We start from the raw sequence: 20,543 nt of genomic DNA, 5'->3' as shown, positions 1-20,543 counted from the left end.
GGTAATTGCGGGAATGTCCCTCCCACGTTTGTTGATAGTCACAAAACTAATTATTCTTCTACTGTAATACCCATACTTCTTGCAGTTCCGGCAATCATGCTCATAGCTGCCTCTAAGGATGCTGCATTTAAGTCCGGCATTTTCATTTCTGCAATTTCCTGGATTTTCGCTTTAGAAATTGTAGCTACTTTTGTTTTGTTTGGAACGCCTGAACCAGATTTGATGTTGCAAGCTTTCTTTAATAAAACTGCAGCCGGCGGAGTTTTTGTAATGAAGCTGAAGCTTCTGTCCGCATATACTGTAATAACAACAGGGATGATTAAATCTCCTTTGTCTGCTGTTCTTGCGTTAAATTCTTTTGTAAACTGTACAATGTTTACACCGTGCTGACCTAAAGCAGGACCAACTGGTGGTGCTGGTGTTGCCTTTCCAGCAGGAATCTGTAATTTAATGTAACCTGTTACTTTCTTTGCCATTTTCGGCACCTCCTATAATGTGGTAATTGCGGGAATGTCCCTCCCACGAGCCATGTGACATTATGACCCTTGCATACTGTTTACTGTTTTGTCTTATGAAAGACTCTTTACTTCTGCGAAACTTATTTCTACCGGCGTTTCGCGGCCAAACAGCTCAACACTGATTGTCACAATCTGTTTTGCTTCGTTAATACTCTGAACAACGCCCACAGTATCTTTCCAAACACCGCCTGTGACAACAACACTGTCGCCTTCTTCAAAGTCAACTTCCACTTCTCTGACCATTGAAATGCCGAGAGCGTCAATTTCCTTTTCCGTCAGCGGAACCGGCTTTGAACCCGGACCAACAAATCCTGTAACACCGCGGGTGTTTCTTACAACATACCATGTGTCATCATTCATTACCATATGAATCAGGACATAACCGGGAAACATCTTCTTCTGAACCTGCTTTTTCTCGCCGTTCTTCAGTTCCACTACGTCCTCCATAGGTACACGGACTTCTAAAATCTGGTCCTCCAGGTGTCTGTTCTCTATTGTCTTATCAATGTTGGCTTTTACCTTGTTTTCATACCCTGAATAGGTATGAACAACATACCAATTTGCTTCTGACATTCTAATTCACCTTGTCCTTACTTAATAATTAAGTTCAGCAGCTGCAGAATCCCGCTGTCGATAACAGCAATGAAAACCCCCAGTACAGCAGTGATAGACACTACCGCAACGGTCTGCTTTACAAGAGTCTGCTTATCAGGCCAGACTATTTTTTTAAATTCTGCCTGAAGTCCTTTGGTCCAGTTCTTTTTTGGAGCTTTCTGCTTTTTTTCTGCTTCCATAAATTCACCCTCTTAAACCTGATTATTTGGTTTCTTTGTGTAATGTATGAGCTTTACAGAATTTGCAGTATTTCTTTGTCTCCAAACGTTCCGGATGATTCTTTTTTTCCTTTGTCATGTTGTAGTTACGCTGTTTACATTCCGTACATGCCAATGTGATTTTTACGCGCACGACTTCTCCACCTCCATGTGTCTTTTATCGCTGACAGCTTCACAGGGCTGTCATTATGCAACGTCTTGTTACCGCGACCAGATACCTCTTTTCATATGTAGTCTATCAGAATCTATCTGAAAATTACGCACAAAAAAAAGACCTGCTTCCATTGTCGCTTTGTAAGCGTAACATAGACGAAGGTCTTTGTCAAGTTATTCTTTCTCAGGATGCAGGATTTCGCACTCCCCATAGACTTTCCCCAGAATTTTGCCCAGACAGCAAAGCTCCTCTTCTTTTTCTACAACAATGTCCGGCTCCATAACATTAAGCGCCCGCAATTTACAGACACTGCCCTTACGGTAAAGCGTGCGTATATAACAAACGCCCCGAAAGCAGAATATACCGATTTCATTGTGCGCAGCAGCCGCAGAGGATACAGCAAGAATATCCTGTTTTTGAAACACCGGTTCATATCTGTCAATCTGAATCTGAAAACAATAATCTGTCCCCTCTGGAATATTTTTCTCTCTGGCCCGGATTTTCCCTGCGTATTCCTGCAGAAGAAATCCCGCATTCCGCTTCCTGCTTCCCGGAAAATAACATTCCAACATAATCCAGCGCTGTGACATCATGCGCTCATATTCTTCGTTTATCACAATTCGCACAAGACGTTTTCCATTTTCCGTAAGTTCCCGATATTTTCTGACAGATGCCTGCTCCTCCTCACTCATATTCTTTTTATAATTCTTCTCAATCAAGTCGTCCGAAATATAATCTGCGTATAAGTAATTTGCATCTGTTCCCAGGTTTTTCATCAATGAAATCAGAAGTTCCGGCTTCGGAACACTGATATTATTTTCATAGTTTGCAACAGCGGAGGGTGTAACATGTAATTTTTCCGCCAGTTCGTTCCTTGTAAGTCCCAATTCCACCCTGCGCTTGCGAACCCTTTCCCCAATCCCCATAGTAGCCTCCCGCAAATCCGCTTTTTACTTGTTCCTTTCTATATTATAATAGAAGTTGTTTATAGAAAAAATCATACTACAATTTTCTTGTAAAAACAATGTTTTTCATCAAACTTCCTGTAAAAAATGCATTGACTTTTCCTGCAATATAACGTAAACTGTAAATATAGCTTAAGGATATGGCAAAGTTACATATTGTGGGGGAAAGATATGGACATCAAACATCAAATCATCGACTTACTTCAAAGAGCAAATTATCATCAGATGAAATGCATCTATGAGTTTATCAAATCCCTGACCCAATCCCTTTAATTCTGTACACTGCTTGAAAAAAGCAGCGTCGCCACTTTCTGAAGAGAATTCCATTCTTCTTCTGTCAGCTTAGACAGCATAAGCAGGAATTTCTTCTTAAATGAGTTGTCTTCTTCTCTTAAGAGCTGCCCGAACCACCTGGACAATTCCAAATCCGGTGTAATGTCTATATACATCTCACCTTCACCTGTACGCAGCCATTCTTCATTCACTCCAAACTCTCTGCATATGGACAGAAGCACTGCTTCAATCGGAACCCGTACACTGGTTTCATAGGTAGCAATCGTATTCCTGGAAACGCCGATTCGGTTTGCAAACTGCTGCTGCGTCATTCCGGCATTCTTCCGAATTGCTTTTATTCTGTTTTTCAAATTTGTCAATACCCCTTTAATGTATTTTTTGTATAGTGACCTAACTATAGTAATGGATATCTGTTTTGTTGTCAACAAATTTATGTTGACATATGTCGCAAAAAGACATATAATTGTCTCATTAAGACATTTTACATTTCATACATATCATGTTCCATTTTAATGTTTAGTAATGAATACCCATAGAAAGGACGACTCAGAAAAATGAGAAATGACATCGTTGACATTTTATTAGAAATTGGCATACCGGCAGGCGTAAAAGGTTTTACCTATATTTATGACGCCTTGGAACTCTTTGACACCGATACCTATTACAGCAATGGAAAAATCTGCTCTCTGTATGCCGATATCGCAAAGAAAAGAGGCACTACCGCTTCAAGTGTAGAGCGAGCCATACGGCATGCCTTTGAAACCGCCACAACCAAAGGAAATCGTGAAGTCGTAGAACAATACCTGGATTTAGTAAACACCCAAAATTCTAACTTGCTGAGAACACTTTATCTGAGATTAAAACAAAAAGAAAAACGGCATCATATTCCCGAAAACGGATGTACTATGCAAAATTGTATTTACAAACAGCAGATTTATCAGGAAGCCGTAGACAAAGTTTCTGCTGAAATGAGTTCTTACCTTTTTAAACTAATCGAATCCACCAGAAAGAATCCCGAAACCGTTGACCAGCTCCTTGGACTTTATTAATATCTCTTGCAGGCGACAGACAGCATTAAAAAATACTGCCTTTCTCCTAACTGGAGAAGGCAGCATCTCTTGCATGTTTCATCAAAGTTTCCAAAACTTCATCTGCACATCCGTAGTATTCCTGTATCATTTGAAGTTCCCTTGTAATACTTGTATTGCTCACAGTTCGATTATCCGTGTTTATGGTAACCGGTATTCCTTTTTTCAAAAACAGAAACAATGGATACTCTTCCATACTTTGTACTGCTTTTGTCTGGAGATTGCTTACCGGACACATCTCAAAAGGGATTTTGTGCTGTACACAGTATTCCATCAGCCTGGGGTCTTTTCTAGCTGCGATTCCGTGTCCGATTCTGGAAGCGCCCAGTTCCAAGGCGTCCCAAATACTCTGGGCATTTTGACATTCCCCTGCATGAATGGTAAAGGGAATACCTAGCTCTTTCGCAGTCTGGAACATGACCGCCTGCTGCCTTACCGGAAAGGCGGCCTCGTCTCCCGCCAAATCCACGGCGCAGACACCATGACCATAATATTCCTTTGCTGCCTTTACCAATTCCACATTTTTCTCCCAAGGCATGTGGCGCATACCGCAAAGAATCAAATTCCCCCTTATGCTATACGCTTCTTCCCCCTGCTTCAATCCTTTTAGAGCTCCTTCTATAATCTGGCGAAGAGACAACCCTTCTCTCACAGAAAGCATGGGTGCAAAACGGATTTCTATATATACCACCCGTTCTGCAGCAGCAGTTTTCATGACATCTTTTACCGCCTCAGTAAAATTCTCCTCTGTCACAAGACATTCCAGAGGCAAATCAAACTTCGTCAGATACTCCGCCAGACTTTTGCAGTTAAAATCAGCCAAAAGACGCTCCTTGAGATTTTTTTCTTCCAGAGAAATCCCTACCTGTTCTGCCATGGTACGAATACAATCCACAGAAAGCGAGCCGTCCAGATGACAGTGCAAATCATATTTTTGTAATTCCTGTAAAAAGCTCATAACAGTTCCTCCTGTTTTCTGCTCACACTTTTCTTAATATATACTGTAACACGATTTGCACTTTTTTACTACCATTTCGGTTTTATGCCCGGACAATGACGTACTTTCATAGCCGCACGCATTTCAACATAACAGCCGCATATTCTGCACATCCCGGAAATCAAATTCTCACAGTTTCTGCACAACTCCAGCCTGCTCTGGTATTCCGCCTCTGACACCTTATCCTCCTTGGACAGATTATCAATATAAGCGTACATGTTTGCGAAATATTCTTTTTCCTCCATATCCCGCAGAAGGCATTTCTTACATATCCTCTGGATATTATCCGGCATTTTATCTCACCTCTAAATGTACCACACTGCATTTTGGGATTGTAAATTTCAATCCTCCCTCTGTAAGCTCTGCTTTATCAAAGGTTTCCACTGTTACAGTCTCCGGCTCTTCAAAGGTATTCTTCGCATGCATTTCTCCTGTGACGATTTCTCCCCGCACCTGTGATACTGCTTTATCCAATATGGTGGTATCAATTTCATAATCCTCTTCCAAAGACAGATTTGTAAGTGTAATATGCAGCGTACCATCTTCTGCCACAGAAACAGATTCTGTCAGATTCGGCACATTCCACTCTCCTGTGCCAATGGTTTTCGTCTCCATATGGCTGTCCAGAAGTTCTGCATCCTGGTGATGTTTATACATATTAAAAATATGATAAGTTGGTGTTTTCACCATCTTTTCACCTTCTGTCAAAAGCACTGACTGCAGAACATTGACCATCTGAGCCAGGTTTGCCATTTTCACCCTGTCGCTGTGTTTATTAAAAATATTCAGGGTAATTCCTGCCACCAGAGCGTCACGCATGGTATTCTGCTGATAAAGAAATCCTGGATTTGTGCCAGGTTCGCAGGTATACCAAGTTCCCCACTCATCTACAATCATGCCGATTTTTTTCTCTGGGTCATAAGTATCCATAATAGCCCCGTGACGCTGAATCAATTCCTCCATATACAAAGCCTTATTTAAGGTTTTGTACCATACTGTTTCGTCAAAATCTGTAGCACTTCCTTTCACATCCCATCCTTCCGGGTGCACATAATAGTGCAGAGAAAGCCCGTCCATAAAACCATGCTGGAAAGGAAGAGAATGACGAAAACAGGTATCCAGAACCTCTTTTGTCCATTCATAATCATCTACATTTGCACCACAGCAAATTTTCTCAATATGCTCTCCTGTCTTATAATCTCTGATAAAAGTCTGGTATCTGCGGTATTCATTGGCATAAAAATCCGGATTCATATTGCCGCCGCAGCCCCAGCTTTCATTTCCCACACCAAAAAAATCTACTTTCCACGGTTTCTCGTGTCCGTTCTTTGCACGAAGCTCTGCCATAGGAGAAACGCCTTCAAAAGTCATGTATTCTACCCATTCGGACATTTCCTGAACCGTACCGCTTCCCAGATTTCCATTGATATAGGTTTCGCAGCCAAGTTGCTCACACAATTCAAAAAATTCATGGGTTCCGAAACTGTTGTCCTCTACCACTCCGCCCCAGTGAGTATTAATCATCTTTTTCCTTGTTTCTTTCGGTCCTATACCGTCTTTCCAGTGATATTCATCCGCAAAGCAGCCGCCCGGCCAGCGCAGAACAGGCACTTTCATTTCCTTCAGGGCCTCCACCACATCACATCTCATGCCATTGACATTCTCAATAGGGGAGTCTTCTCCCACATAAATCCCTTCGTAGATACATCTTCCCAGATGTTCCGAAAAATGTCCGTAAATTTCTTTGTTGATTTTGCTTACTTTCTTTTTTGTGTTAATTACAAGTCTTGCCATGTGCTTTTCTCCTTTTCTACTCTTCTATTGCGTTAAGGCCACTTCCCCAGACAGACACTCCTGTTTCACTGCACAGGGCAGTAAACGTCATAACATACTTTTTGCCGTCCTCGTCCCATTGCTTTAAATAAACACCTTTATAACTTTTTCCATCAAGCTCCAGCTCTATCTTACAATCCTTTTTGAGATTCCAGGTGCCTTCTGCCGCCCCCTTTATCTTTCCATCCGTGCAAAGTTGAATTTCATCTGATTCTGCCATATCTGCCGAAATCTCTCTGCCATGATTGATAAATTTATAATTTCCTGCAAGTTCTTCCTTTGTATATTCTTTCAAAGATTCCTCTGTATATCGGTAAGGCGCAATCACCGGCCAGCCATCTTCATTGAAAAACATTTGGTGTACGCGAACCTCATGTTCTTCACCCCTGTTCTCAAATCTGGTGTGATAAATAATGAAATATCGGTCTGTCTCTTCCTGATAAATACAAGAATTATGTCCTGGCGAAAGGTATCCTTCCCTTTCCTCTCCCTCTTCGCCTTCTTTCCATAAAAACTTATAGCCACCCATTAACTTCGTGCCATACAAAGCTGCTGTTGCATCACTAAAAGATGTCCCTGCTGCCCCTTTACAATCCTCCATTTCCTGTCCCATGGAGTCAACATAGGGACCGTCTGGATTTTCAGACCTGCACACCCGGATGTTATATCCTCCGGTAGAATCCAATCCTCCAAAGGAAAGAAACATGTAATAATATCCTGTTTCTTCATTATATATAATGTACGGCGCCTCTATCCTAAGATGATTGCCGCCCAATAGTTTTTTCCCATAGCCTGTTTCCAGGGGCAGACCCGTTTCCGGATTCATTTCTTTTATGAAAATTCCGCCCGAATAAGAACCGTAAACCATCCAGAGTTTTCCCTCTGCGTCATAAAAGGTACATGGGTCTACCGTATTAGGGTCCGTGGTTGCCTGATACAAATTACCATCCTCGTCTTTTTCTTCTGCACCCATTCCGGATTTCAACATCAGCCCCTCGTTAATATATGGACCTGCTACTGTGTCAGAAACCGCTGTTCCGAGACAGGAAACCGGGGCATCTCCTTGACAGTTACAATAATACAAATGAAATTTCCCGTCTGCCAGCTTTGCCACATCCGGAGCCCAGAACGTATTGCTGTGAGACCATTCAAATGCCTCTTTCATATTCAGATACACATCCGGGATAACGGAATTATCATTCTTCACTCCCTGATTCACATATTCCCAATTCATAAAATCATCGGTTTTCGCTACTGCCAGATGAGAACCAAAAATATAATAACTTCCATCATCTCCCTGCACAACCGACGGGTCATGAACAGATACCTCTTTAAATTCTTTCTCGAAAGCTTTATCTGCCTTTAACTTTTCTTTTTGTCCACAGCCAGCCATGCCAACACACAGGGCCATTGTCAGATATAAAATTGCTTTTTTCTTCATGCTGCCTCCTTTTACTCCCGCAGATACAAAACAAAACGACTCAACTCTGCTTATAATGCAGAATATTGAGCCGCTTCTATCTTCTTTACATTTGACTATATGCAATCCGAACCTTAATGTCCTGATTGTAATTTCCGAATCCATTGCCGAAAATTGTGATGCCGCCTACATTTTTAGCATCTTCTTCAATCTGGAACTTAAATCGGATGGTACTCTTATAATCCAGATTAAATTTTCGGATATTAATATCCGATATTTTTAATCCATCTACAAAAGTTCCTTTCTTATTAATTACAATCATTTTCAAAAGTCCATATTGATTCCAATTCGGGAACCACCAATCCGGAGTGAAAATTCCCCGGACATCGCCATAATCTCCCGGACTTGTCCAGGTTCCGATTTTCTCATCATTTAAGTAAAAAGAAATATCGGAAGGCCAGTCGCTGTTGACTCCCGGCGCCTCTGAACTAATTTCGAGAGAAAGGGTAATTTGTTCTATCTTTGTTGCACTGGGCAAAAGATTGGGTATAATATATTCAATATAACCCTTTGTAAACCAGAGAATTCTTGCTTTAATTCTGTCCGGATGAGCAAAATATCTTGGATCATCAACTTCCCCTACCAAAGCCGTGTCTGTGGCTAAACCGCAGGTCGGATAAATTTCATAATCAGAATAATGTCCAACCCTCACTTCCGTGTTATAGATATTGTTTTCATCTTCCGCCTCTTTGCCCTCTACTTCCACCAGAATCTTATCCACATCGACTCTGCACAGCTTCTGATTCCCATGTCCGCCATGTTCTGTAATGACTTTAATTATGCCCGTCTCTTCAAGTTTCTTAATATGGCTGGTCAATGCACCATTCGTAATGCCCAAGCTGGATGCAAGTTCATTCATATTCATCTCTCGGTTTTCCAGCAGCAGTTTGACAATATTAATTCTGACTTCTGACCCCAATGCCTTGAATATCTCAAGACCCTCATCTAAGCTCTTAATATGTAACATTGCTTCTTCCCACTTTCCAGATAACCTTAAAAATTTTAGACTTATCTAAACTATACTATACATGAATTTTCCCCAATATGCAAGACCGGATTTATCAATTCCCGACATAACTACCGATTTTTTTCCATTCTCAAAATCTCTGCATTCATAAACTATAGAGTTTTCAAAGTGCTTACAAAAATCCGCTATCAGAACCTTTTCTGAGCGCTGGATTTCTTTTCCATCTTCCCGGAAATATAAAATTTCCCAATATCCACCGGGAGCTTCAGAAACAGGAATTTTCCTCTCCTCTCCCTGGTACGGTTCGGGCAGAAAAACAGGCCAGTCATTTATCAGTGCCATTGTGCGTACCATCATGTAATGCACCTGATAACTGGCACGCTTTTCCTCTTCGTCATAGTCTCTGTATATTTCAGCACCATCTCTTACATGATGCACAAAAAAATATCTGTTCCGCCTTTCGTCATAAAAGGGCACGCCATGCCCCGGACCTCGAAATCCATTCCATTTCCATGAATTCCCATTTATCCCTGCATTAGGATTTCCAGCTTCAAACCTATAACTCCCTGCAATCTGAACTCCCATGCTTTCTTCTTTCAGATTCTTTCCACAAAAGTCCAGATAAGGGCCGGTCACATTTCTGCTTCTCCCTACCCGAATATCGTAATCGTCTCCCAGCCAGCCATAAGACTGAAACAGATAAAACCAACCGTTTTCAGGCATATATATAATGGAAGCACCTTCCGGTCCGTCTTTTGAAAATCCTTTTCCTCGTCTGGAAATACACTTTCCGAAACTTTTCGGATTACCATCTGCGGATAATCCCGTAGACGGATCTAGAGCTTTTATATAGATTCCTCCGAAAAAGGAGCCATAGACCAAATAACACCGGTGTTCATCCCATACCACATGTGCATCAATTGCATTTGGATAAGTATTATCCGTTCCCCAGGTATCTGCCACAACCCCTCTATTCTCAAAAGGCCCCAGAGGATGCCTGGCTACAGCCAGCCATATGCGGGATTCCGAACTGCCAAAGGCTTTCGTTGCAGAATAATACATTCGATATTCTCCTTTTACATACTCCACATAAGGCGCCCAAAAACCTTCCGTAGGCGGAAAATCCCCATTATCCCGCCCTTCCCGTATAGCCTTTTCCGAAAGTACGATTCCCTCATAAGTAAAATGTATTAAATCCCTGGAACTGCGCACCGGAATTCCTATTTTTTCTCTTAATCCCTCTTCAGGTCTGTAAATATCTGTGCTATAGGAATAATACAGTTTGGTTACAGGGTCCCACATCATAGACGGATCGTGGGACCATACCACTGGATTTTGATACACATTTGTCTCGTTCAGGCGAAGAACACCTTGTACTTCCCCTTCATTTTCTTCATACACAGAAACACACCTCATCCTTTTACACCAGTAACTGCCATGGATTCAATAATGTATCTCTGGAAGAAAAAGAACAAAAGCAGCGTTGGCAGGATTGCTAAAACAGAAGCTGCCATAATCAGCGGGTAATCGCTGTTTACTGCATAATAAGCATTAAAGGACCGGATAACCACCTGCAGAGTAAACCACTGTTCATCCTGAATAAAAATAGTCGGTGCCAGATAATCATTCCAGATTCCCATGAACCACAAAATAATCTGTGTCATTAATGCCCCCTTCATTAAAGGAAGAAAAATTTTATAATACATTTTAAAATAGCCACAGCCATCAATTTTAGCAGCCTCCACCATAGAATCCGGAACGCTGGTCAGATTCTGCCGCAAAAAGAAAATAATACTGACATTTCCAAAAAGCCCTGGAATAATCAGAGGCAAAAGACTGTTTGTCCATCCCATCTTTGTAAACATCACATACTGGGGTATCATAACGACCGCAAACGGTATCATCATAGTTGCCAGCAATCCCAGAAAAATTCCATCTTTCCCTTTAAATTTCAGCTTGCTGAAAGAAAACGCCGCCAAAGAAGAAGTAAATCCGCCAACTATCAATACTGGCATAGCTACTATCAGCGTATTTCTAAGACCTCTCATAAATTCCGGTTTCTGCAGCACCTCTGCATACTTTCCAAACTTCCACGGATTCGGAATAATACTGAAGTTCGCAGACAAAATCTGATTTTTTGTCATAAAGGAACTCAGAAGCATATAAATCAGCGGAAATACCATGGCAATAGCGCCTATCAAAAGGAGAGTAAAAACAATCCTGTCTACTATTTTTGCTTTTTTCGTTTTCACTTCAGAACTTTTTTCATCTAATTTAGCCATTTTCTTTTCCCCTCCTATTCAATGGTCTTTACCCATTTATCCTGGGCCTTAAAGTTAATTGCCGTAATGATAAAGATAAAGATTGCCAGAATAAATGCCATTGCAGAACCATATCCCATCTGGTTATTGCCAAAGGCCTTATCATAGAGATAGAATACAACGGTTGCAGCACTGTAGTTTAAGCCTCCGTTCGGAACCATAACCAGCACTTCTACAAAAACCTGGAAACCACCAATCAGACCTGTAATCAACAAATAAAAAGTAACCGGAGATACCAAAGGCATGGTAATATAGCGAAACAGCTTCAGGCCATTAGCGCCATCAATTTTAGCAGCCTCATAATAATCTCTCGGAATACTCTGCAGACCTGCCAGATACAAAATAATGGAACCACCCAGACCTTTCCATACCATAAAAATAATCATGGATACTTTTACCCAAAATTCATCTCCCAGCCAATTAGGACCATGAGCGCCTGTAACAGCTTTGATAATACTATTCAGCAGACCATAGTCATAGTTGAAAACCCACATCCACAGAATAGCTACCGCAACCAGGGAAGATACAACCGGTACATAGTATAACGTACGAAGAATCTTAATTCCCTTTATTTTTCGGTTCATTCCTACCGCAATCACCAACGCCAGTATCATGCCAACAGGAATACCTATCATATAAATCACTGTGTTCAGCAGTACCTTCCAGAACTTCTCATCTCCCAGTAATTTAATGTAATTGTCCAAGCCCACAAAGTTATCCAGCATCTGGTTCATACCGTTCCATTTTGTCAAACTCGCTACAAATGCGAACACAATCGGAAATGCCATAAAAATACAGAATCCAATAAAAGGCGGTGATACAAAGGCCAGTCCCCAGCAGTGCTCCTTAAAAGCAGCTTTGCTCATTTTTCTCTTGATTGGTTTTACTTTTGTTCTGCTCATAACTCTATCCCTCCAAACAAAGAAAAGCCTCCTGTATAACGGATATTTTCTTACAAATCCCTATACAGGAGCGCTTCTCACTTGCAGCCTTATTCTACGCTTTCCCAGGCCTCATCAAGAGATTCCTGCATTTTCGGTGCTACCTGCTCTATGTATTCATCCACCGTCATAGAGTCATTTTTTACATTATCCAAACCTTCCAGGAAGATATCATTCCATTCTGCATTTGGTGTATAAGTTGTTTCCTGAAATCTTCCCTCATATTTGTCTGTTCCGTTCAGATAATTAAAAAATACATTTACATTAGATGGGAACTGAAGTGTTCCACTGTTAATTGCATCTACAAATTCTCCATCTGCAAGGCTTTTAATATTGGGAAGCTGAATCGATTCTCCGCCTGTAATACCGGAAAGTTCTTTCTGTCCATCTTCATCTGTACACAGATAAGAAATCAGTTCTGCTGCTTCCTCTTTATTTTTGCTGTTTTCAGATACACAGAACCCAACGGTTCCAAGCCAGGTCATAGTTTTTCCTGTTGACAAAGTCGGGAACGCACACAAATCCCAGTTGAACGGGAAAGTTTCTTTATCCATAAAAGCGGCCACATCCCATGTTCCACATGCATAGAAAGCTTCCTGTCCTGCCAGCCATCTCTGATATACACCAAGAGAAGCGTCCTGCTCTACGGTAGGTGTTACTTTATACTTTAATGTCAAGTCTACATATTTCTGTAAAGCCTCTTTAAACTCCGGAGTATCAATATTTACTGTTTTATAATCGTCAGATAAATAGGAAGCTCCGTTTGACCATACATACTGTTGAAGCATAAAGGCATTGGCCATACCACAGCCCCACTGGTCGATTTCCCCATCTCCGTCTGTATCTTTTGTAAGTTTCTGGCATACATCTACAAACTCTTCATAGGTATATGGATTTTCAGGATCCGGATATGGAATACCTGCTTCATCAAAAATGTCTTTGTTGTAAGCATAGGCAAATACAGAGGCATCTTTCGGAAGTGCATACAAATCACCGGAACCGGTCTTTTCTCCATCGTATCTATAGCTGTTTAATGCCTCCTGCGCCACAAGTCCGTCTGTACTGATTCCTTTCTCATCCAAAATTGGCTGCAAATCTGCAATATAACCATTTTCCACATATTGTTCTACGGCCTCAGGTCCCACATAGAATACGTCCGGCAAATCCCCCGCTGTCATCATTCCTGTTAATGTCTTACTATATTCTTCCTGTGTAGTAATCTGAATATCCACTTTTCCAATCGTATCTTTGTGGTCTTCCTCAAACTTCTTAATCATATCCTTGTACACTTTTGACTCATGGTCATTGGCAAAGATAAAAACAGATAAATTCTTTTTTCCATCTGCCGTTTCAGAAGAATCGGAATTTCCACATCCGGTTAAGGCAGTTGATGCCAACGTGGTTACTGCAAGTCCTGCAGCCAGAATTTTTTTTGCCTTCATAATCTTTTCCTCCCTAGGTAATATTTTCCAATACCTTATTTACTAATTGCTGAAATAATACCACTATTTTTTAGTTTTTTCAATAGTTTTTTATATTTAACTAAACATATACCACACTTTCTCTTTATTTCACAATTCCGCACCCATTATTTTATGCAATTTCAACTATAATTCTATAATATTTTAGATTTTACAAAAGTATATGTTTTATGACATCGTATCGTAAGAAAATACAGGAAAGCCTTTTTCATCATAGTTTACTTTCATAATCATGGCATGACGATTTGGGTCATACAAAGAATCTCCCTGTATTTCATCATACTGTCTCGCATGATAAATACACAAATCCGTCACTCCATCTTCCGCCTTTACAAAGGAATTGTGACCCGGTCCATAAATTCCTTTCTCTGTGTCTGTTTGCAAAACCGGTCTTTTCAGTTTTGTCCATACATGAGGGTCAAGCAAATCCGCATCCTCATGAGCATACAACAGCCCCATACAGTAGCAGGCTCCCGTAGCGCTGGCCGAAAACGTCATATAAATTCTGTCTCCATGTTTTAACACGGCCGGCCCTTCATTCACCCAGAAGCCTTCTCTTTCCCAGGCATAGTCGGGCGTCGTCAAAAGCACTTGAACCGTCGCAAGTTTATTCGGGGCCGCCAGTTTCGCAATATACAAATTGGAAATCTGCTTGCCAACTCCGGTCTTTTCCGCCCATACCCAATAATATTCCCCCTTATGCTGAAAAACTGTTGCATCCAGAGAAAAGGCATGAAAGGAAAACTCATCCCCATCGGCAGCCTGCATCATCCCCAGCTCCTCCCATTCATCTTCTAATGGATTCTGCCCTTTGCAGTGCAGTACATACGGGCGAATTTCCCAGATATCTGCCGCGTCCCCGGCTGCATAATAAATATACCAGCCACCATAGATGTAATGGATTTCCGGCGCCCATATATGAATACTCTGAGGTCCTTTTTCGTGTTTTCTCCAAAGAACGTGTTCTTCGGCCTCCTTCAGCCCCTCAATGGTATCTGACCTGCGCAGTATGATTTTGTTATATTCCGGAACAGACGCAGTGAAATAATACATCCCATCTGTGTGTTTATACACATAAGGGTCTGCTCTCTGTTCAATAAATGGTTGATTGTAACTTGTCTTTTTAAAATTATTTTTGTTCATATTCATTCTCCCTCATACACAGGTTTTATTTTCATACGCTTCAGTCTACACTACTTTTTTACTTCCCGCAATATTTAATTTAGTTTTTATTAAAATATTACAGTTTTAACTAAAGTTTTTTGTCTAAAATTACACTTTCTATCCAAGAAAAAAAACGTTATAATAATTTAAATGAAATTGACAAAACCCGTGTATTCGTACATGAAGAATCTGACAAAACTTTGAAGGAGATGTTTATATGAATTTGTTTTCCTATAACAGCGCATTTTCCCGTTTTCTCTATTTCGTGGCAGATGTGGTAACTTTGCATATACTTTGGATTCTTTACAGCCTGCCCTTGATAACCATAGGCGCTTCCACTACTGCGCTTTATTACAGTTGTATGAAACGTATCCGAACAGGAGAAGGTTATGTATCACAGAATTTCCGCAAGGCTTTCCGACAAAATTTTCGCCAATCTACCATTCTCTGGCTGGGACTGGCTGCTGTAAGTCTTTTATTTTTTCTGGACATCCGAATCAGTATGGCCCTGCAAAACACCATGGGCCGGATAATGTTAATCAGTTGCTCTGTGTTTCTGATTCCTTTTATTCTGCTGGCTCTGTATATTTTTCCGGTACAGGCAAAATTTGAAAACAAAATCTTTAATAATATCAAAAACGCTTTACTTATGTCTATCCGCCATTTTTTCTACTCTTTGCTTTTACTTATGATTTATGCCACCATTGTGCTGCTTGGCTTCTCTTTTCCGCCATTTATGGGGTTATTCCTATGCTGCGGAATTGGACTTACAGCATATTTAACCTCAAATATTTTCATTTATATCTTCAGAAAATATGTACCCGAGGAATTAGAACAGGATTTGGAAGCTTCCGGAAAAACCTTCTATTAACACACAGAAATGGGGCATGTCATGATATGCATGACTGCCCCATTTTCTTCGCTATACAGCAAAATTTTCGCTGTACTCTATAGTTTTTTGTTTTTAAAAATTCAATATAATCTTGTCCCCAGTTTTGCAATGTTTCTATTACCGAATGAAATTTCTTTCCTATTTTCGTTAAAGAATATTCTACTTTGGGTGGAATTGACTCATATTGCTTTCCCTCTACCAGTCCATTCTCTACCAATGTTTTTAATTGAACAGACAATGTTGCATATGGACATTGCCCAAAGCGTTCTTCCATTGTCGGATCTATTTCAAATAATTGCTTCATTTCAATACCTCTTATACATCAAATTCTTCCCCATCTCCCATCCATTTTTATCATACAAACATCTCACCTTTTTCCCCCAACAGAAAAACCCCGGAAACCTTACGGTTCCGGGGCATCTTACGCTTGGACACAATGTATCTTCCGATACTCTATATTTTAGTTGGTTCTAATCAATAATTACTCGATTACTGTAGCAACACGACCTGAACCTACAGTTCTACCACCCTCGCGGATAGCGAATGTAAGACCCTGGCTCATAGCGATTGGGTGAATCAGTTCGATTGTCATTTCTACGTTATCACCAGGCATGCACATTTCTGTACCTTCTGGTAACATACAAACACCTGTTACGTCTGTTGTTCTGAAGTAGAACTGTGGACGATAGTTGTTGAAGAATGGTGTATGACGGCCACCTTCGTCTTTTGTCAGAACGTAAACCTGAGCTGTGAATTTTGTATGGCATGTGATTGTTCCTGGTTTAGCAAGAACCTGTCCTCTTTCGATTTCGTTTCTCTGAACACCACGAAGAAGAGCACCGATGTTATCACCAGCCTGAGCTTCGTCTAACAGTTTACGGAACATTTCGATACCTGTTACAACTACTTTACGTGTTTCTTCTTTCAGACCAACGATTTCAACTTCTTCAGATACGTGAAGAACACCAGCTTCTACTCTACCAGTAGCAACTGTACCACGACCTGTGATAGAGAATACGTCCTCTACAGGCATGATGAAGTCTTTATCTGTGTCACGCTGTGGGTCTGGAATCCAGCTGTCAACAGCATCCATTAATTCCATGATTTTGTCTCCCCATTCTCCGCTTGGGTCTTCAAGAGCTTTTAAAGCAGAACCCTGGATGATTGGAGTGTCATCGCCTGGGAATTCGTACTCGTTTAAGAGTTCACGGATTTCCATATCTACTAATTCAAGTAATTCTTCATCGTCAACCATATCACATTTGTTCATGAATACAACGATGTAAGGAACACCTACCTGACGGGAAAGAAGGATGTGCTCTTTTGTCTGAGCCATAACACCGTCTGTAGCAGCTACTACTAAGATAGCACCGTCCATCTGAGCAGCACCAGTAATCATGTTCTTAACGTAGTCAGCATGTCCTGGGCAGTCAACATGTGCGTAGTGACGTTTTTCTGTTTCATATTCAACGTGAGCTGTAGAGATTGTGATACCACGTTCTCTTTCTTCCGGAGCTTTATCGATATTTTCGAAATCTGTAGCTGTGTTACCAGCAACTCTTGCAGCAAGAGTTTTTGTGATAGCAGCTGTTAAAGTTGTTTTACCATGGTCAACGTGTCCAATGGTACCAATGTTACAATGCGGTTTGCTTCTTTCAAATTTAGCTTTAGCCATTTTGAATGTCCTCCTTGTTTAACATGCGCCCCGTTTGGGCAAATAGTTTTTTTGATTTTGTTGCCTCATAACGAGGCGGTTGATATAGTCAACCTGCTATCCTTGATTATATTGCAAATCAAGGATATTTGCAAGTTTATTTTAACTATTTCTTATTTGTCAGCTTTTCCTGACAGAACCTTTTCCTGTACAGATTTTGGAACTGGTTCATATTTTTCAAAGAACATGGAATAGTTACCACGGCCCTGTGTTCTGGAACGTAAGTCTGTTGCGTATCCGAACATTTCAGCCAGGGGAACGAATCCGCGAATCATCTTACCACCGCCGATATCGTCCATACCTTCGATACGTCCACGACGGGAGTTGATATCACCGATAATATCACCCATGTAATCTTCCGGAGTTGTAACTTCAACTCTCATGATTGGCTCAAGAAGTACTGGTGACGCTTTTGCCATAGCATCTTTAAATGCAAGAGAACCTGCAATGTGGAATGCCATTTCAGAAGAGTCGACTTCATGGTAAGAACCATCATATACGTTAGCATGAACGCCTACTACCGGGAATCCACCCAGAATACCAGCTTTCATAGCTTCTTCGATACCTTCGCCAACTGCAGGGATGTATTCCTTCGGAATAGCACCACCAACAACTGTGGATTCGAACTTGAACAGTTCTTCACCGTTGGCATCCATAGGCTCGAATTTAACTTTACAGTGACCGTACTGTCCACGACCACCGGACTGTTTTGCATATTTGCTGTCAACATCTACAGCTTTTGTAAATGTTTCTTTGTAAGCAACTTGAGGAGCACCTACGTTTGCTTCTACTTTGAATTCACGAAGCAGACGGTCTACGATGATTTCCAGGTGAAGCTCACCCATACCAGCGATGATTGTCTGTCCTGTTTCTTTATTTGTATGAGCACGGAATGTTGGGTCTTCTTCAGCAAGTTTTGCTAAAGACTCACCTAATTTACCCTGACCAGCTTTTGTCTTAGGCTCGATAGCAAGCTCGATAACTGGTTCTGGGAATTCCATAGACTCCAGAATTACCGGATGCTGTTCGTCACAGATTGTATCACCTGTTGTTGTAAATTTCAAACCAACAGCTGCTGCGATATCACCGGCATATACTTTATCTAATTCCTGACGTTTGTTAGCGTGCATCTGAAGGATACGTCCAACACGTTCTTTCTTTCCTTTTGTAGAGTTCAGAACATAAGAACCGGAGTTGATTGTTCCTGAATATACACGGAAGAATGCAAGCTTACCAACAAATGGGTCAACCATGATTTTGAATGCAAGAGCTGCAAATGGTTCATCATCTGAGGAATGTTTTTCCATTGGGTTTCCATCTAAGTCTGTACCCTGAATAGCAGGTACGTCTACCGGTGATGGCATGTACTCAATGATAGCATCGAGAAGCTTCTGAACACCTTTGTTTCTGTAAGCTGTACCACAGCAAACAGGAACAGCAGCACATTCGCATGTACCTTTTCTCAGTGCAGCTTTTAATGCTTCTGTAGAAGGTTCTTCGCCTTCCAGATATTCCATCATTAAGTCATCGTCTAATTCGCAGATTTTCTCTACCAGTTCTGTACGGTACAGTTCTGCGTCTTCTTTCATGTCTTCCGGAATATCTACGATAGAAATATCATCACCTTTTTCATCATTGTAGATGTAGGCTTTCATTTCAAATAAGTCGATGATTCCTTTGAATTCATCTTCTTTACCGATTGGTAACTGAATGCAGATAGCATTTTTACCTAATCTTGTTTTAATCTGTTCTACTGCGTTGTAGAAGTCTGCACCAAGGATGTCCATCTTGTTGATGAAAGCCATACGAGGTACATTGTAAGTGTCAGCCTGACGCCATACGTTTTCAGACTGTGGTTCAACACCGCCCTTAGCACAGAATACACCTACCGCACCATCAAGTACACGCAGAGAACGCTCAACTTCTACTGTAAAGTCAACGTGTCCCGGTGTATCAATGATGTTGATACGATGCTCTAATGCACCTGGTTTCGGTTTGCAGTTTTCCTGCAGAGTCCAGTGGCATGTAGTAGCGGCTGAAGTAATTGTGATACCTCTTTCCTGTTCCTGCTCCATCCAGTCCATGGTAGCAGTACCTTCATGAGTATCACCGATTTTATAGTTTACACCGGTATAGTACAGAATACGCTCTGTTGTGGTAGTTTTACCAGCATCAATATGCGCCATAATACCGATGTTTCTGGTTCTCTCTAATGGATATTCTCTTCCAGCCAATTGGATTTCCTCCTCTTAGAAACGATAGTGAGCAAATGCTTTATTTGCCTCAGCCATCTTATGCATGTCTTCTTTCTTCTTAACAGATGCACCTGTGTTGTTCATTGCATCTAATAATTCATTAGCCAGTCTTTCTTCCATTGTTTTTTCTCCTCTTTTACGGGAGTACAATGTAATCCAGCGAAGAGCTAATGCCTGACGTCTGTCTGCTCTTACTTCGATAGGTACCTGGTAGGTAGCTCCACCGATACGTCTTGCTTTAACCTCTAATACAGGCATGATGTTGTTCATTGCTTCTTCAAATACTTCGATTGCTGGTTTTCCAGCTTTTTCTTCCACTCTGGCGAATGCACCGTAAACAATTTTCTGAGCTACACCTTTCTTACCGTCCAGCATAATGCTGTTAATAAGTTTAGTAACTACCTTGCTATTGTACATTGGGTCAGCCAGAACGTCTCTTTTCTGAGTATGTCCTTTACGTGGCACGTTACTTCCCTCCTTAATCATTTCCGATTAAATCATAGGTACTCACACAAACTATTCTGTATGTTCGCACTCGGTAACTTCTCTATATAAACCCGCAGCCACTCCTGGGCTTATGGAATCCCGGTACAATTTTAATAGTTCTTTGTGACTTCTATGAATTCATCATAATAAAAGCCTCTGA

22 protein-coding genes are annotated in these 20,543 nt (G+C 41.1%); 2 read left to right on the top strand and 20 right to left on the bottom strand.

The genetic code is table 11. From position 1 onward, the window contains the following. Positions 1-50: 50 nt before the first annotated feature. The 6 genes from rplK to G5A70_RS10900 form a co-directional block, all read right to left on the bottom strand. Positions 51-476, bottom strand: coding sequence for a 50S ribosomal protein L11 (rplK, locus tag G5A70_RS10925; RefSeq protein WP_111920704.1), 426 nt, complete (start codon positions 474-476; stop codon positions 51-53). Positions 477-569: 93 nt separating this feature from the next. Next, a complete protein-coding gene (nusG, locus tag G5A70_RS10920; protein ID WP_173749676.1) occupies positions 570-1,091 on the bottom strand; it encodes a transcription termination/antitermination protein NusG in 522 nt (173 codons plus the stop codon). A 17-nt stretch (positions 1,092-1,108) separates the two neighbouring features. Beyond that, the gene (gene secE, locus G5A70_RS10915; protein ID WP_173749675.1) at positions 1,109-1,312 is read right to left on the bottom strand and encodes a preprotein translocase subunit SecE; all 204 of its coding nucleotides are present in this window, start codon (positions 1,310-1,312) and stop codon (positions 1,109-1,111) included. A gap of 22 nt (positions 1,313-1,334) precedes the next feature. Beyond that, a complete protein-coding gene (gene rpmG / locus G5A70_RS10910) occupies positions 1,335-1,484 on the bottom strand; it encodes a 50S ribosomal protein L33 (protein ID WP_111920707.1) in 150 nt (49 codons plus the stop codon). A 194-nt stretch (positions 1,485-1,678) separates the two neighbouring features. Then, positions 1,679-2,431 carry a helix-turn-helix domain-containing protein gene (locus G5A70_RS10905; RefSeq protein WP_173749674.1) on the bottom strand — a complete coding sequence of 251 codons (753 nt, stop codon included), beginning with the start codon at positions 2,429-2,431 and terminating at the stop codon, positions 1,679-1,681. A 308-nt stretch (positions 2,432-2,739) separates the two neighbouring features. Next, positions 2,740-3,114 carry a helix-turn-helix transcriptional regulator gene (locus G5A70_RS10900; protein ID WP_173749673.1) on the bottom strand — a complete coding sequence of 125 codons (375 nt, stop codon included), beginning with the start codon at positions 3,112-3,114 and terminating at the stop codon, positions 2,740-2,742. Positions 3,115-3,318: 204 nt separating this feature from the next. On the opposite strand from G5A70_RS10900, the gene G5A70_RS10895 reads away from it, so the two are divergent. Further along, positions 3,319-3,813, top strand: coding sequence for a sporulation initiation factor Spo0A C-terminal domain-containing protein (locus G5A70_RS10895; RefSeq protein ID WP_173749672.1), 495 nt, complete (start codon positions 3,319-3,321; stop codon positions 3,811-3,813). Between the two features lie 46 nt (positions 3,814-3,859). Here the strand turns inward: G5A70_RS10895 and add are convergent, their stop codons facing one another. The 10 genes from add to G5A70_RS10845 form a co-directional block, all read right to left on the bottom strand. Further along, the gene (gene add / locus G5A70_RS10890) at positions 3,860-4,810 is read right to left on the bottom strand and encodes an adenosine deaminase (protein WP_173749671.1); all 951 of its coding nucleotides are present in this window, start codon (positions 4,808-4,810) and stop codon (positions 3,860-3,862) included. A gap of 68 nt (positions 4,811-4,878) precedes the next feature. Further along, complete coding sequence (locus tag G5A70_RS10885; RefSeq protein ID WP_180211136.1) at positions 4,879-5,142, bottom strand: DUF6171 family protein; 264 nt, start codon at positions 5,140-5,142, stop codon at positions 4,879-4,881. A gap of 1 nt (position 5,143) precedes the next feature. Continuing rightward, positions 5,144-6,643 carry an alpha-N-arabinofuranosidase gene (locus G5A70_RS10880; protein ID WP_173749670.1) on the bottom strand — a complete coding sequence of 500 codons (1,500 nt, stop codon included), beginning with the start codon at positions 6,641-6,643 and terminating at the stop codon, positions 5,144-5,146. Positions 6,644-6,659: 16 nt separating this feature from the next. Then, positions 6,660-8,123 carry a glycoside hydrolase family 43 protein gene (locus G5A70_RS10875; RefSeq protein WP_173749669.1) on the bottom strand — a complete coding sequence of 488 codons (1,464 nt, stop codon included), beginning with the start codon at positions 8,121-8,123 and terminating at the stop codon, positions 6,660-6,662. An 85-nt stretch (positions 8,124-8,208) separates the two neighbouring features. Next, positions 8,209-9,129 (bottom strand): ArsR/SmtB family transcription factor, encoded by a 921-nt coding sequence (locus G5A70_RS10870; RefSeq protein ID WP_173749668.1) that lies wholly within the window; start codon positions 9,127-9,129, stop codon positions 8,209-8,211. Positions 9,130-9,174: 45 nt separating this feature from the next. Beyond that, entirely contained in the window at positions 9,175-10,530 is a 1,356-nt protein-coding gene (locus G5A70_RS10865; protein ID WP_226853663.1) for an arabinan endo-1,5-alpha-L-arabinosidase, read from the bottom strand. An 11-nt stretch (positions 10,531-10,541) separates the two neighbouring features. After that, positions 10,542-11,411 (bottom strand): carbohydrate ABC transporter permease, encoded by an 870-nt coding sequence (locus tag G5A70_RS10860; protein ID WP_173749666.1) that lies wholly within the window; start codon positions 11,409-11,411, stop codon positions 10,542-10,544. 14 nt (positions 11,412-11,425) lie between these two features. After that, complete coding sequence (locus G5A70_RS10855) at positions 11,426-12,352, bottom strand: carbohydrate ABC transporter permease (protein WP_173749665.1); 927 nt, start codon at positions 12,350-12,352, stop codon at positions 11,426-11,428. 89 nt (positions 12,353-12,441) lie between these two features. After that, a complete protein-coding gene (locus G5A70_RS10850; RefSeq protein WP_173749664.1) occupies positions 12,442-13,833 on the bottom strand; it encodes an ABC transporter substrate-binding protein in 1,392 nt (463 codons plus the stop codon). A 207-nt stretch (positions 13,834-14,040) separates the two neighbouring features. Further along, the gene (locus tag G5A70_RS10845; protein ID WP_173749663.1) at positions 14,041-15,015 is read right to left on the bottom strand and encodes a family 43 glycosylhydrolase; all 975 of its coding nucleotides are present in this window, start codon (positions 15,013-15,015) and stop codon (positions 14,041-14,043) included. A gap of 238 nt (positions 15,016-15,253) precedes the next feature. Here G5A70_RS10845 and G5A70_RS10840 point away from each other — a divergent pair, with 238 nt between their 5' ends. Beyond that, positions 15,254-15,907, top strand: a complete 654-nt coding sequence (locus G5A70_RS10840; RefSeq protein ID WP_173749662.1) for a YesL family protein — start codon at positions 15,254-15,256, stop codon at positions 15,905-15,907. A 19-nt stretch (positions 15,908-15,926) separates the two neighbouring features. Here G5A70_RS10840 and G5A70_RS10835 read toward each other — a convergent pair whose 3' ends face one another. The 4 genes from G5A70_RS10835 to rpsG all read right to left on the bottom strand — a co-directional run bounded on the left by G5A70_RS10835 (position 15,927) and on the right by rpsG (position 20,362). Then, positions 15,927-16,232 (bottom strand): winged helix-turn-helix transcriptional regulator, encoded by a 306-nt coding sequence (locus G5A70_RS10835; RefSeq protein WP_173749661.1) that lies wholly within the window; start codon positions 16,230-16,232, stop codon positions 15,927-15,929. A gap of 177 nt (positions 16,233-16,409) precedes the next feature. Further along, the gene (tuf, locus tag G5A70_RS10830) at positions 16,410-17,603 is read right to left on the bottom strand and encodes an elongation factor Tu (protein ID WP_173749660.1); all 1,194 of its coding nucleotides are present in this window, start codon (positions 17,601-17,603) and stop codon (positions 16,410-16,412) included. Positions 17,604-17,755: 152 nt separating this feature from the next. Continuing rightward, the gene (fusA, locus tag G5A70_RS10825) at positions 17,756-19,876 is read right to left on the bottom strand and encodes an elongation factor G (protein WP_111917898.1); all 2,121 of its coding nucleotides are present in this window, start codon (positions 19,874-19,876) and stop codon (positions 17,756-17,758) included. Between the two features lie 15 nt (positions 19,877-19,891). Then, positions 19,892-20,362, bottom strand: a complete 471-nt coding sequence (rpsG, locus tag G5A70_RS10820) for a 30S ribosomal protein S7 (protein ID WP_207657634.1) — start codon at positions 20,360-20,362, stop codon at positions 19,892-19,894. Between the last annotated feature and the right edge of the window lie 181 nt (positions 20,363-20,543).

Origin of the sequence: Blautia hansenii (genome assembly GCF_013304445.1) — a bacterium.
Taxonomy (GTDB): Bacteria; Bacillota; Clostridia; order Lachnospirales; family Lachnospiraceae; genus Blautia.
Note: the sequence above shows the minus strand (reverse complement) of the source record. Positions and strands in the feature narration are given on the sequence as shown.